6 protein-coding genes are annotated in these 15,467 nt (G+C 41.0%); 1 reads left to right on the forward strand and 5 read right to left on the reverse strand.

What is annotated here, in order from left to right:
- Nucleotides 1-39: 39 nt before the first annotated feature.
- Nucleotides 40-429 carry a YidH family protein gene (locus SLP02_RS11625; protein WP_319420818.1) on the reverse strand — a complete coding sequence of 130 codons (390 nt, stop codon included), beginning with the start codon at nucleotides 427-429 and terminating at the stop codon, nucleotides 40-42.
- Between the two features lie 100 nt (nucleotides 430-529).
- On the opposite strand from SLP02_RS11625, the gene lpxB reads away from it, so the two are divergent.
- The gene (gene lpxB / locus SLP02_RS11630; RefSeq protein ID WP_319420819.1) at nucleotides 530-1,705 is read left to right on the forward strand and encodes a lipid-A-disaccharide synthase; all 1,176 of its coding nucleotides are present in this window, start codon (nucleotides 530-532) and stop codon (nucleotides 1,703-1,705) included.
- On the opposite strand, the gene ppk2 is transcribed toward lpxB, so the two are convergent.
- From ppk2 to SLP02_RS11650, 4 genes are all read right to left on the reverse strand, one after another.
- On the reverse strand, nucleotides 1,695-2,540 hold the full coding sequence (gene ppk2, locus SLP02_RS11635) for a polyphosphate kinase 2 (protein ID WP_319420820.1): 846 nt from the start codon (nucleotides 2,538-2,540) through the stop codon (nucleotides 1,695-1,697). The two genes, lpxB and ppk2, sit on opposite strands and share 11 nt — an antisense overlap.
- Before the next feature lie 93 nt (nucleotides 2,541-2,633).
- Nucleotides 2,634-4,118: an ammonium transporter gene (locus SLP02_RS11640; RefSeq protein ID WP_319420821.1), complete on the reverse strand. Its 1,485-nt coding sequence runs from the start codon at nucleotides 4,116-4,118 to the stop codon at nucleotides 2,634-2,636.
- Between the two features lie 194 nt (nucleotides 4,119-4,312).
- Complete coding sequence (locus SLP02_RS11645) at nucleotides 4,313-6,484, reverse strand: glutamine synthetase III family protein (RefSeq protein ID WP_319420822.1); 2,172 nt, start codon at nucleotides 6,482-6,484, stop codon at nucleotides 4,313-4,315.
- A 234-nt stretch (nucleotides 6,485-6,718) separates the two neighbouring features.
- A complete protein-coding gene (locus tag SLP02_RS11650) occupies nucleotides 6,719-15,151 on the reverse strand; it encodes a hybrid fatty acyl-AMP ligase/type I polyketide synthase (protein WP_319420823.1) in 8,433 nt (2,810 codons plus the stop codon).
- Nucleotides 15,152-15,467: the final 316 nt, after the last annotated feature.

The raw sequence follows: 15,467 nt of genomic DNA on the forward strand, positions 1-15,467 counted from the left end.
TCATCAGGTAGTAAACGGACTAATTTTGGCGATCGCTACTCAACTTCCAGAAGACTTAATCACAATACCCACAAAAGCAAATATCCCTGTGACAAATATTGATATGGCAACAACAAAAGCCAGAGAAGAACGAGATTTATATCTATAGTTTTCGTGTTGAATATGTCGTAATTCTTGGCGATGTTCAAAGGCTGCTAGGAAAATTGCACAAGTGCCGATGCCGATAAAAGAAAGACCCAAAATTCGGGTTATATAAAGCGAGTCGTCCATATAATCTTTTTGCAATGTCGTTACAATACGGTCTACCCCAAATCCAAAGCTAATTAGTGACAAACAGGTACGAATCCACGCCATGAGAGTGCGTTCTGCTGCTGCGCGGTTACGCTCTTTAGCTAATTCGGTATTCGTACTTGGCGTATTATTTGACATGACGTTTTAAGTAATAAGTAATGATTTATTAACTATCAATATTTAACGTCTAAAATCAACCAGGGTATTGACAATAACTTAATTTAAATAAAATCTTTATATGAAAATTTTTATCAGTACAGGAGAGGTTTCTGGAGATTTACAGGGTTCAATGTTGATTGAGTCCTTGTATAAACTAGCTGCACAAAAGAATATCGATCTCGAAATTGCTGGATTAGGTGGCGATCGCATGGAGGCAACAGGAGCAAATATTATTGCCAATACCGCAGCTATTGGCTCAATGGGATTTATTGAAGGATTACCGTTTGTCTTACCAACGATCAAGATTCAAAGCCTGACTAAAAAATATATTCAGACCAATACCCCTGATATTTTAGTTTTGATTGATTATCCTACTCCTAATTTAGCTCTGGCTAGCTATGTAAAAAAGCATTTTCCTCAAATACCAGTGGTATATTACATTGCCCCCCAAGATTGGGCAGTACCAATGTTAAATAATACCTCCAAAATTGCCCAGGTTGTAGATAAGTTACTGGCAATTTTTCCTGCCGAAGCTAAGTATTTTAGCGATCAAGATATTGACGTTACCTGGGTGGGGCATCCTTTGCTCGATCGCCTGGCAACTGCACCAGATAGAAATCAAGCCCGACTAAATCTAGGTATTGAGCCAGAAGAACAGATTATTACTCTTTTACCTGCTTCTCGCCAGCAGGAAATTAAATATCTGCTACCCGTTATCTGTCAGGCTGCACAGCAAATTCAGCAGCAGCAACCTAACATTAAATTTTTAATTCCAGTATCTCTGCCTAGCTACAGAGACGCAATCACCTCAGCAGTCCAACAACATAATCTACCGGCGAAAATCCTCACGGGTGACGAGACTATAGACGCGATCGCTGCTGCGGATCTGGCTATTACCAAATCAGGTACGGTTAACCTAGAAATTGCCTTGCTCAATATTCCCCAGGTGGTTATCTATCGCCTTAATCCTTTGACTGCCTGGATAGCCCGTAAGATACTGCGCTTTTCTATTCCCTTGATGTCACCACCTAACTTGCTCCTAAATCAAAAAATAGTTCCCGAATTACAACAAGAAGATGTAACTGCCGATAATATTGCCACTGAAGCGATGCAACTTTTAACAAATGTTCAAACTAGACAAGAAATAATTGCAGGATATCAACAGATGCGATCGCTTTTAGGTACCGTTGGAGTTTGCGATCGCACTGCTGTTGAAATTCTGAACTTAGCTAACAAAATTCCCATCAAAACTTAGCTGGAACAAAGTTTTGAGTATCTATTGGTGGGCGTTCATAGTCTATTGCTTTTTGGCGGTCTGGCAATTCAATCTTTCTGGCTGGCAAATCTTCGTAGGGAACATTCTTAAGCAGATGACTAATACAGTTTAATCTTGCCTTTTTCTTAACGTCAGCCTCTACTACATTCCAAGGAGATTCAGGAACGTCTGTAGCAGCAAACATATCATCTTTGGCTCGTGAATAATCTATCCATTTTTCCCTGGCTTCTAAATCCATGGGGCTAATTTTCCAGCGTTTTGTCGGATCTTCGATTCGAGCTTGAAAACGTTTTTCCTGTTCATGGTCGCTAACCGAAAACCAATATTTAATTAAGATAATACCCGATCGCTGAATCATCATTTCAAATTGAGGACACGAGCGCATAAATTCGTTGTATTCATCATAGGTACAAAAGTCCATTACCTTTTCTACCCCAGCGCGATTATACCAACTGCGATCAAATAATACTATTTCTCCTGCTGCGGGGAGATGAGCCACGTATCTTTGAAAATACCATTGATTCTTTTCGTGATCGCTGGGTGTCCCCAAAGCTACCACTCTACAAATACGGGGATTTAAACGTTTAGTAATGCGTTTTATTGTTCCTCCTTTACCCGCTGCATCTCTACCCTCAAAAAGCACTACAACTTTTAAACCTTTTTCTTTCACCCATCGTTGCAATTTAACTAGCTCTAGCTGTAGCTTTTTCAGTTCTTTTTTATATTTTTTTTTGCTTAGTTTTTTTGATTTGTCTTTACTTTTTTTGCCGTTTTTTTCGGTTTCAGCGATACCATTTGCCTGTTTATTACTCATATTTCCCATTTCTCTGTAGTTAATTGATTACTCAATAGCTATATAGCTACAAATCTAAAAGCTGTAAAAAAAATTACAGCTTTTAGATTTGGTTTATCTTAAAGTTTTACTTTGCTTTACATTTATCCCCGCAGTCTTTACACCCCCACTCAAGACATCAGACTCTTTAACAAAGCCACTGTATGCCTCCATACCGTGTTCACTAATGTCTAAACCTTGGATTTCGGCTGGTTCGTGAACTCGAATACCGATAGTTACCTTCAGCAAAGTCCAAACAATGGCACTAAAGACCACAGTAAACGCTCCTACCGCCAGAACTCCAATGATTTGAGTCAAAAGATTACCGCTACCAAAGATACCTACCGCGAGAGTTCCCCAAATACCACAGACCAAGTGAACTGAAGTTGCACCAACAGGGTCATCAATTTTGATATTGTCGAAAAAACCAACTGAGAAGACGACAATTATACCAGCGATCGCGCCAATTATCACGGCGGAGACATAACTAACATCGTTGCAACCAGCGGTAATGCCAACTAATCCAGCTAAAATACCGTTGATAATCATTGATATATCGGGTTTGCCGTCTTTGACCCAAGAAGTAAGGGTAGCAGTTGTACCACCTGCTGCTGCTGCTAAATTAGTTGTCAGAGCAATATAAGGAACGTTGGCATCTGCTGCCAGTTCTGAACCAGGATTAAACCCAAACCAGCCAATCCACAGGATTAGACAACCTAGAGTTGCAAAGCCCATATTATGTCCTGGTATTGCGCTAGATCTTCCTTCTTGGTATTTACCCAATCTAGGGCCTAAGATAAAAGCACCGACTAAAGCTGCCCAGCCACCTACGGTGTGAACCACCGTAGAGCCAGCAAAGTCTTTAAAGCCCATTTCGCTTAACCAACCTCCATCCCACACCCAATGTCCTGTAATAGGATAAGAGATAGCAACTAGCAAGGTACTAAAGATCAGAAAAGCAGAAAACTCAATTCGTTCTGCTACAGCACCAGAGACGATGGTTGCAGCCGTAGCAGCAAAGGCTACCTGGAACAAAAAAGAAACTGCTGGAGGAACTGCTAGGGGGTAGGGATCATCACCGTAAGCAGCAGCATCGCCATTAAAAAAGAAGCCGTGAGTACCGATTAAAGAATTACCTTCTCCATACATTAAGCCATAACCAATTGCCCAGTAAGCAAGAGTTGCGATCGCAAATACGATCAGGTTTTTTGCTAGAACATTGACTGCATTTTTTTGGCGACAAAATCCCGCTTCTAGCATTCCAAATCCAGCATTCATAAAGATTACTAGAATCGAACTAGACAAGATAAAAACCGTGTCCAGCATCACTCTAAGCTCATCGAAGTTTTTAGGAGCTTCAAAATCTTGAGCGGAGACTGCTGCATTCTGGCCTATTACTATTAATGCTGCTAAAGGAATACAAGCAAGCCAGTAGGGCGGAAAATATCTAAATATTACCTTTATAGGTTGAGGAATTGAAGCATTAGACTGTGAACTTGGCAGAATACCTTTATTCTTTGGTAGCGATATATTCTTGTTTCTTGATAATTTGAAATTCATTAATTCTGAGACTTACTTGGAACGATTTTGCGCTCGATAAGGGATAAAACTTATACCAAATTAAATGGTATTTACTACTAGATATAGCAATACCAACTGTGCTATAGGACAATATGAATTTTAGGGGCGAATAGCCCCTACATAAACCTGATGTCACTACCTACAAACCTAAAGCTATACTACAAATAATGATGTTATTTAATAAACAACATTTCTTGATACTTAGGTAAAGGCCAAAGTTCATCAGCCAATTCTCCTTCTAGAGCATCTGCACATTCTCTAATTTCATCCATTAGAGGACGAATAGTTTTAGCAAAATACTGCATATGTGCTTCTGTTGAGTCAAAATCTTCTTTGCCCAAAGCTGTTTCTAATTTACTCGTCTGTTCCACTATTTCGTTAGTTAGCTCGCCAGCTTTTTTGGCAATTTTGAGATTAAACTCAAGTCCTAATTCTTTAAATCCAGCGATCGCCGTTGATAATTCAGTTACGTATTTAACCGCTGCGGGATAAAATAAGGTTTTCGCCATGTCAACTATCAGCTTGGCTTCGACCTCAATTGAGAGTATGTATTGTTCTGCATAAACTTCAAAACGACTTTCTAATTCTTTAGGTGAAAGAACGCCAGTTTTCTCGAATAACTCTACAATCGACTTATCTTTGAGATATGGTAGAGCATCAGCGGTAGTAGGTAGATTAAGCAAACCACGTTCTTCTACTGCCGTTTTGTGCCATGCTTCTGAGTACCCATCTCCTCCAAAAACAACCGCACCGTGAGTGTCCATAATTTCTTTAATTATGCTGAAGATAGCTGGTTCAAGCTCAGTTCCCGCTGATAATTCCCCTTCAAGTTTGTTAGAAATCCAGTCTAAAGAATCCGCCAAAATTGTATTCATGGCAATTAAGGGACCAGCAACTGACTGGCTAGAACCTACAGCGCGAAATTCAAAACGATTACCTGTAAAAGCAAAAGGAGAGGTTCGATTTCTGTCCCCAGAGTCCTTGGCAAATGTAGGCAAAGTTGGCACACCAAAATCCATAGTGCCACTTTGCATACATCCTGTTAGCTCTCCTTTCTGAATTTGATCGTATACATCTTCTAATTGAGTCCCTAAGTAAACAGAAAGAATTGCTGGAGGAGCTTCGTTTGCACCTAGCCGATGATCGTTGCTGGCAGTAGCTACTACAGCACGCAGCAAAGGACCAAACTTATGTACTCCCCGAATAACCGCAGCGCAGAAGGTCAAAAATTGAATGTTTTCGTGTGGATCGTCTCCAGGATCGAGCAGATTGCCCTGGGTTGAGTTTCCAACCGACCAGTTGACGTGCTTACCAGAGCCATTAATGCCTGCAAATGGTTTTTCGTGAAGTAAGCAAACAAAACCGTGCTTTTTAGCAGTATTGCGTAAAATGGTCATGGTTAGCTGCTGATGATCCGCAGCAGCATCAGCAGATTCAAAATAAGGTGCAAGCTCAAACTGACCTGGTGCTACTTCATTGTGTTTAGTTTTGGCAGGAATGCCCAGACAGTACATTCTTCTTTCTACTTCCTGCATAAAAACCTGAACTCGCTCAGGAATTGCGCCAAAGTAATGATCGTCAAATTGCTGACCTTTAGCTGGAGGTTTACCGAACAAAGTCCTTCCTGTCATCAGTAAATCGGGACGACTATTAGCAAAGGCAGCATCAACCAAAAAGTATTCTTGTTCTGCGCCACAGCTAGAGTTAACAGGAGCAACATCGCTACAGCCCAACTGTTTGAGAACTTTTCTGGCAGATTTATCCATCGCTTCAATCGAGCGTAACAAAGGAATTTTCTTGTCGAGAGCTTCCCCCGTCCAAGAAACAAATACCGTGGGTATACATAAGGTTACGCCATTGTCGGTTTCCATGACGTATGCAGGGGAAGTAACGTCCCAAGCTGTATAGCCTCTGGCTTCAAAAGTTGAGCGAATACCACCGCTAGGAAAAGAAGAGCCATCGGGTTCGCCTTTAATTAAGGTTTTACCAGAAAACTCAGAAATTACCGTGCCATCACTTTGTACCGAGATAAAACCATCGTGCTTTTCGGCTGTGGCGTTGGTTAAGGGATAGAATACGTGGGCATAGTTAAGTGCGCCTTTAGATATTGCCCAATCTTTCATGGCTGTTGCTACAATATCGGCTACCGAAGGATCGAGTTTGGCATCAGATTGAATAGTTTTCTTGAGTGATTTAAAAACTGCCTTGGGAAGACCAGCCTGCATCTTGTTTAAACTAAAGACATCTTTTGCCCACACACTTTCGAGGGTATCAGGGGGCTTAACTGCGATCGCTCCTCTTTCGGTAACTTGATAGACAGCCTGTGTTCTTGGTTCGTATCCCATAACGCTTATCCTTTGCTAGACATTACACATGGTCATACCTTAAAAGATTGCTGCGCTCACAAAAAGTATAAAATACAACTTTTAGCAAATGATTCTAGTTGAATTTACTTAAGAAATATTAATCTTTTATTAAAAAATTAATCACCCTATTCAGTCCAACGCATATTCAGGTCATTAAAACTACATCTGACAATGGTTTGAGCTTTATGAGCAGTTGCCAAAAGATGTAAAGTTCTAAGGAATTAGCTTATTTGTTAAAGCTACGGCACTGCTAATAATCTTTGCTAAAGCTGAGGGGGCTTCTAGAGGGAGATTATGACCACCAGAAACCACAACTTTGGTAGCATTGGGCATAGCCTCGTGCTGTTGGTTTAAGTCTTCTAGGCGATTAAAGCTACTTTTGTCACCGTAAACTAACGTAATAGGTACTTTAATTTTTTTCAATAGTTTTAAATAGCGCGATCGCCCGATACTATTTAAGCTGATACCAGCCCTAGTCCGCAATAAGGGTTCCCAACGCCATCTTACTCCGCCTTCACAGGGTTCGGTAATTCTTTCAGCTAAGATCATCGCTAAAGAATGAGTAATAGCTGGAGTGGCTTTTCTTAAACGTTCGGCTGCTGCTTCGACATTAGGAAACACTAAATGTTCTGGAGGTGCAGCCATAGAGTCTAGCTGGTTGGTTAAGCTAGCTGTAGGGTCATCATCTTCGTTGGCTGTAGGTAAAATTGTTTCTACTAACACAATATTTCTGATACTTTGAGGTCGAATAGTGGCAAATATAGCCCCCAAGACTGAACCTAGAGAATGTCCCACTAAAATAAAGGCTCTACCTGCTAAATTCTCGACAATAGCGTCAATATCTCCTAAAAAGTCAATGAGGTTATAGGATACGCCCTTGCCAAGGCGATCGCTTCTGCCATGTCCCCGTAAGTCTGGGGCAATTACTCGATAGCCTTTTTGCGCCAAGCGAATTGCTACTTCTGACCAAGCTGCACCCTGTTCTAAAATACCGTGTAAGCAAAGAACTAAAGGTCCTTCTTCTGGTCCCCAGGTGCAGAGACAGATTTTCAAACCTCTAATAGTGATCAGAGTTTCCTCCATCAATAAATCTACTACGTCAGCGTTAGCTTCTTGAAGTAGTTCATACCTTAGCTGACTGGCAAGTTGTTGAGTATATGTACTTAATAAAGAAGGTAGTTTTATTTCTTGCCAAGTTTCAGCTAATTTTGCATCAATCTTTTGATGATTCAAGAAATTAGGATCGCCCAAAGACATTGCGGTATCGTTAACACCATCGGTTAGGCGATCGCCCTGGTAAGGAGTTAATACAGCCTCATGATAAGGAACTTCTAAGAAATTACAAATTTGGGTCATTACTGCTTGAGGCTTGCTTACCAAGTCTTCGTAATAGACTAAATGGTATCGTTCAGGGTCAATATCCTGGGCAAAGTCGAATATGTTTTGATTACTGTCGCGCCAGATTAATTCCGCAAGCTGATAGGCATCCCCATCAACCGATCCCACCAGCTTATCCATCCGCATTCGTGCGAAGGATTCTATAACTGCGTAAGGATGACGGACTAAATGGATATATTTGGCATTGTTAAAGATAGTTTCTGCTTTGGTCAAAGTCTCTCGGTTGCTGGCGTAGGTAGGAGATTTATCGATCAAAAGGCGATCGCCTGCTAGCTGCTGAAGCATCTGATAAGCCTCTGCTACAGAAAGATTTTCTTGGGTTAATTCTGCGACTAATGCTTGGCTTTCGACTGCACTAATACCTTTTAGTGCCATAAAAGCGCGTTTTAGTCCTTCCCCTAGTTGAGAAACTCCCAATTGCGCTTCTCTCTCTGTCATGTTGTCAAAAGGAAGTAAATGCAATTCTGGAGGGGAAAATAACCCAGAATGTCCTGCTAACATGACTCGCAACAAAGTTGAACCAGAACGAGGACTGGAGAGGATAAAGGCAGCAGGGGGCAGTTTATCTTTTAGGAGATTAAATTTTGGTTGCGAACGAACTTTACTAGTTAACTTAACTGCTTGTTCATGGGTTTTAGTAAATTCCTTTGCCAAATATTCGGCTAAATTGACAATTCGGGGACGTTCATAAAATTCTCTAGGATAGAGAATTAGCTGTAAGTCAGTTTTTAACTGGTTGATAGCTTCCATCACCATCAATGAATCCATACCAATATCTAGCAGACTTGAGTTAACAGAAAGATCATCTGCCTCGATTTGAAGTATTTCGGCGATCGCCTTTTGTAAATATTGAGTTAAATATTCTGGTCGTCGAGCGACTTCAGTTGCCAACAATTCTGGGAAAATCAGATTTTCTGCCGACTGATTACTATCCTCCAACTGACTAACTAATTGTGAAAAATAATTGGACTCTTTTAAATAAGCAAACTTTTGACTTAACTGTTGCCAATCTGCACTAATAACCCCTACCTGAGTTAATTCACTAGTTAATAACTGTTCTAAAGCTGCTAATCCCGCCTGGAGATTAATCAAATCCAAGCCTGGAATCTTAACTCCTTGCTTAACCGCCATGCCGCTTTCTCCCCAAGCACCCCAATTGATGCTCAAAGCGGGTAAATTTTGACTTTGACGATAACGAGCGATCGCATCTAAGCCAGCATTTGCCACACTGTAATTGCTTTGTCCTGGTGAACCAATCAAGGAAGCTACAGAAGAGAATAAGACAAAGAAATCTAGCTCAATATCTTGTGTGCAGAGATGTAAGTTCCAAGCACCAGTAACTTTTGGCGCAATTACTTGCTCAAATCTTGCCCAAGTTTGTCCTTGTAACAAGCCATCATCTAATATTCCCGCAGCATGGATGATGCCCTTTATGGGCAGTGGGGACGTAGAGACTTGGGGACTTGGGGAGACATTGCTGATTTCTCCCTGACTTTTAAAAATGTCTTTTAATGCGTCATAGTCGGTGATGTCAACCTGAGCAATATTAACTGTAACGCCCTGTCGTTCTAGTTTATTTATTTCCTGTTGAGCAGATTCTGATGGTTTGCTTCTACCCAAAAGTAATAGATTTTTTGCACCTTTACTTGCTAGCCACTGAGCAACCTGTAACCCTAATGAACCTAAGCCACCCGTAATTAAATAAGCAGCGTCATCTTTAATTTCTACAGTTCGTGTCGGTTTAATATTTGCTGTTTTACTTAGACGAGGTACATAAATATTTTCTTGCCGTAAAGCCAAACGATCTTCTTTATTCTTATTAGTAATAACCGCAAGCAAGCTATTAACTTCATCAGCTTCAGGTTCGATAGCCAAGTCAACAATTCCACCCCAACATTTAGGATGTTCTATGGCGATCGCCTGAGCTAAACCCCAGAGACAGCTTGATGCAACGGTGTTACTCTGAAGATTATGCTCAATATTTTGATTTCCTCTAGTGGTCAACCAAACAGGCGCATTAATCGAGTTTTGAGCTAAAGCCTGAAGTAGATTTAAAACATTAGTACACTGCTGCTGCTGATAATTATTAATTTCGGCAATAGTTTGTGACTCAGGGTTATCTAAGCCTGTCAAATAAATAATTCCTGCTAGTTCTTGATGCTGCTTAAATAACTGAGCAAGGTTGGCAGAATCAATATGGCGATCGCTAATTAAAATACTATTTTGTTTTAACTTAGCTGCTATTTCTTCACCTAAACCATTTGTATCAGCGAAAATCAACCAAGATTGATTGTTTTCTTGAGCAACAGTTTTCTTATTCAAACTACCTTCATAAGCTTGCCAATTTATCTGATAAAAATCAGGCTGTCTAAACTTAGACTTATCTCTAGATGGTAAAAACACCTCGACTTTACTGTTAGCATTTGTTTTTTTGGCTAACCAATAACTTTCTCTCTGAAAAGGATAGGTAGGTAAGCTAACTTTTTGCCTATTGTAACCCCGCTCAAAACTGTGCCAGTCTATTTCTACTCCTGTAGCATATAAAGAACCTAAACTTTGTAATATTTGCTGCCAATCTTTTTTGCGAGGACGCAGACTAGGCAACCAATAATTAGTAACTTTACTATTAGTTAATACTGAACGTCCCATTCCTAGCAAAATAGGTTTTGAGCCAATTTCTAGAAAAATATTACATTCTTGCTGCAAAGCTTGCATTCCATCGGCAAACCTTACTGGTGCAACAATATGATCTATCCAGTATTGTGCCGTAGCAATTTCTGCTGTTGCTGTTTTGCCTGTAATATTAGAAATTAGTTTAATGTGAGGCAGATTATATTCAATCGATTCAGCAACCTTAGCAAAATCTTCTAAAATAGGATTCATTAACGGCGAATGAAAAGCATGAGAAACCGTTAATTGCTTGCTCTTGATTTTTTGCGGATTAAATTTACTAATTATTGAGTTTACTGCGGTTTCCTCACCAGAAATGACAACGCTTTGATGGCTATTAATAGCTGCGATCGCCACTTGCTCTCGAAATGACTCAATTACTGATTTAACTGTAGTCTCGTCGGCAAAAACTGCGTACATTTCCCCTTTGTGGGATGAACTCTGCATTAATTTACCCCTTGTAGCCAACAGCTTTAGTCCATCAGCCAAACTAAACACCCCAGCAACGGTAGCAGCCACATATTCACCAACGCTATGTCCGATCAAGGCTGATGGTTTAATTCCCCAGTCCATCCACATCTGCGCCAAAGCATACTCTACGGCAAAAATAGCTGGCTGAGTATATACAGTTTCATCTAAAAGGGATGAAGGATGAGGAGAAGAATTGCCAGGATATAAGACTTCAAGTAAAGGTTTTTCTAGATATGAATCAAGAATGTCGGCACATTGATCGAGAGCTTTTTTAAATACTGGTTGAGTTTGATATAGCTGATAACCCATGTTCACATATTGCGAACCTTGTCCTGTAAACAGAAAAGCTACCTGATTTTGATTGCTGTTGCTAGCTTCACCGTGAGCAATTCCTTTAAGTTGTCCGACGCTAAAGTTGGCTAATTTGTTCTGAAGCTGAGTTTTGGACTTAACGGCGATCGCTAAACGATGATTAAAATGAGTTCGTCCTGTGTTAGCAGTGTGGCAAATATCCCCCAAAGCTATATCAGGATTGTCCTGAAGATAGTCTTTGTAACTCAATACCAAATCTTTTAACGCAGGTTTGCTTTTTGCCGAGAGAGTTAACAGATGCAAAGGACGTTCGGGTAATTTATCATTTTCCCCATTACCCAAATCCCCTAATTCCCTACTTTCCCCAACAGTATTTGACAACTCACCCAAGATCACGTGAGCATTTGTGCCACCAAAACCAAAAGAGCTTATTCCAGCATATTTTGTGTCACCCAAAGTTGACCACGGCTGTAGTTGCTGAGGAATAGTAATGCCTGTATCAGCTAAATCTATTAAAGGATTTAACTGTTTAAAGTGTAAATTAGGCGGGATAGCCTGATGTTGCAGACAAAGTACGGTCTTAATCAAGCTAGCAATTCCTGCTGCTGATTCTAAATGTCCAATATTGGTTTTGAGTGAACCAAGATAACAAGATTGCTCCCTTTCTTGACCTAAAACAGCCTTGAGAGAATTAACCTCAATCGGATCGCCCAAAGATGTCCCCGTGCCGTGAGACTCTATGTAGCTAATCTCGGCAGGGGAAAGATTAGCATTAGCCAAAGCTTGGCGAATTACTGCCTGTTGAGACAGTCCATTAGGAGCAGTCAAACCATTGCTACGTCCATCCTGATTAATAGCCGAACCTTTAATAACTCCTAAAATGCGATCGCCATCTCTTTGAGCATCTGCTAACCGCTTAAGAATAACTACGCCACAGCCTTCACCACGCACATAGCCATCCGCGTCTGCATCAAAGGTTTTACAGCGTCCATCTTCTGCCATCATGCCAGCTTGAGTAAAGGTTTGAGTCAGTTCAGGAGAGAGCATTAAATTGACCCCACCTGCGATCGCTAGGTTACATTCCCCTGTTTTTAAACTTTGACTAGCAAGATGTATCGCTACCAGAGACGAAGAACAAGCCGTATCTACCGCCATCGAAGGACCTTTTAGGTCAAAGAGATAGGAAAGACGGTTGGCAGCAATGCTATGGGCATTTCCTGTGCCTACATAGGCATCAACATCTAAGCCGTAATGAAAACGTAACTGAGAATAATCACTGCTGCTAATGCCAATAAATACGCCCGTATTGCTACCTGCTAGATTCTTATTCCCTACTGCTGCATCTTCTAAAGCCGACCAGCTAACTTCTAGTAAAAGTCTTTGTTGTGGATCGATACTTTGAGCTTCACGAGGAGTAATGCCAAAAAACTGTGGATCGAAGCGATCTACATCTTCAATAAAGCCACCCCAGCTTGAACCTGACCAGCGATCGCTTTTGGCGATCGCGTCTTTGCCATCTCGCAACAGTTGCCAGAATTGAGCGGGATCATTTGCTCCAGGAAAACGGCAGCCAACACCAATAATAGCTATGTCTGATTGAATATTAGGTAACTCGTAGGGGCGAACGGCTGTTCGCCCAGATTGAACATCGCGATCATTTGCCAAGTAGACAGCTAGTTCGGCGATATTTGGATAGTCATAAACGATGGTGGGGGACAGCTTTATATCCAGCCAGTCTTCTAAATCTGCCGAGAGGCTAACTGCTGCAAGGGAATTTAAACCAGAGCTAGCAAAGGGTTCATAGATGTCTATCTCTGATGCGGATATGCCTATACGCTGCGCCAGATTTTCAATTAACCAATTTTGAATTTGATTCTGTTTTTGATTAAATCCCGTAGGGGCGTTTCGCCCTTCGGGTTCGACACTTTTCTCAAGTCGGGAAACCCGCCCAACGAAAGTGTCTCTCGAAACGCCCCTATCTGGCGAAACGGAGGGGCTGAGGCTTGAACCTGCGTCAAGCCCTTGTAAGCCCCGTCCACTACCATTATTTTGTTGGGGCAAACGACCATTTTCTTCCAGCGATTTATATTCCCCAACGGTATTCAAACTGCCATCTAAATATCCTGCCTCACAGGCATGACGCTGAATTTTACCGCTAGAGGTTTTAGGAATACTGCCTGTCTTTAACAAAACTATGGCATGGATTTGCAGTTCATGATTTTGAGCTACTGCTTGCCGAATTGCCTTTGTTACCTCATTTACATCAAGCTTACGCAGATAAGTCCGTTTTATTTCTGCGGTGACAACTAGTTTTTCTTCTCCCGCAACTTCCACAGCAAAAGCGGCTACATTACCGGCTCGAATTGCTTCATGGGCAAGATCTAAAGTTAGTTCAATGTCTTGGGGATAGTAATTGCGTCCGCGAATGATAATTAAATCTTTCAAACGCCCTGTAACAAATAGCTCTCCTGCTTGTAAAAAGCCTAAATCTCCTGTACGTAACCATCCTGCTTCTTGAGTGTCAGCCAATACTGCATTAAAGCTAGCGGTAGTTAGTTGGTCAAGACCCCAATAGCCTTGGGCTATACTGTCGCTTTTCGCCCAAATTTCCCCAATTTCACCGTCTGAACATTTAGTTAGAGTTTGAGGATTAACAATAACCAGTCTTTGTCCTGGAAGATTGCGTCCACTACTAACTAAAGTAGTTTTATTTTCTGCACTGCTAGTCGAAACAGCAAGGTTTTCTTCAAGTTTTTGGTTTTCAAAGCTAGCGGTAACTGGCTCTTGATGCTTATCTCCTCCTATAATCATGAGAGTAGATTCTGCCATGCCATAGCAAGGATAAAAAGCTGCCGTGCGAAAACCACAGTCGCGAAAGTATTCACTAAAACGCTCGATAGTTTTGGCTCTGACTGGCTCGGCACCTGAAAAAGCTAGTTCCCAGCAACTTAAATCTAGGTTAGCTTTTTGTTCGGGAGTAATGCGATCGACACAGAGATCGTAAGCAAAATTAGGACCTCCGTTAGTTACCCCTCTATAACGAGAAATTGCCTGTAACCAACGGTAAGGACGCTGTAAAAAGGTTACAGGTGCTAGCAAATACATCGACGAGCCTACATAGGCTGGCTGGATAATCGAGCCGATCAAGCCCATATCATGATAAGGAGGAAGCCAAGATACAAGATTATGCTCGCGCTTGTTTTGAAAATATTGTTCAATAGCAGCCGAATTAGCCATCAAATTGCCATGACTAACCATTACTCCTTTAGGTTTACCCGTTGAACCACTGGTGTATTGTAAAAAAGCTAAGTTTCTTGTGGTAATTTCTGGATGATGCCAAGCTGAGGATAGATTAAGTTCAAAAGTATCAGTGGCGATAAATCTGACTTTTGAACTAGCATTATGATTGGCAAACTTGCTAACAATTTGATCTTGAATCAATTTAGTCGTTAAAGCAAAACTTGCCTCCGCATCGGTAATGATCGCTCTTAAACGTTCAAGCGAGCGATTGGCACGAGGTGGATAAACGGGAACAGCTACCACTCCAGCATATAAACAACCCAAAAAAGCCGTAATAAAGTCTAGTCCTGGCTGGTATAGCAACAACGCCCTTTGCCCCTGAGCATTATAACTTTGCAACACAGAAGCGATCGCCTTAGCTTTTTCATTCAATTGTTGATATGTGAGACTATCTATTTCAGTTTCACCATCGGCTAAGAAAGTAAACGCCCTTTTATCGGGTTGTATACTCGCTTGTTCTTGTAATCGTTCTACCAGGGTTATTTGTTTGCTCAATCGATTCCTCTCTTTGCCACCCACGAAGCTAGATTTATTTATCTAGCTTATCCAAAAGCGAGAGATGTTTGTTAATCTCGCTGATGAAATAAATATTCCCAGACAAAGAATAACCGATAAAGGTATAAAAACCTAGTAAGACTTTAAAGGGATGAGATTATGAAGAATGAGGGATAAAACATGGAACTTTTGCTCGAAAGATTGCTGAAAATTACTATGTCAATTGTAAACAGAGATCGCATTTTTGATGTGTAGGGCTGAAAAGGCGATCGCCTTTTTAAGTCAAGAAAGTTATTTGAGATAAGTTTCACGCCAA

This window comes from Pleurocapsa sp. FMAR1 (assembly GCF_963665995.1).
Taxonomy (GTDB): Bacteria; Cyanobacteriota; Cyanobacteriia; order Cyanobacteriales; family Xenococcaceae; genus Waterburya.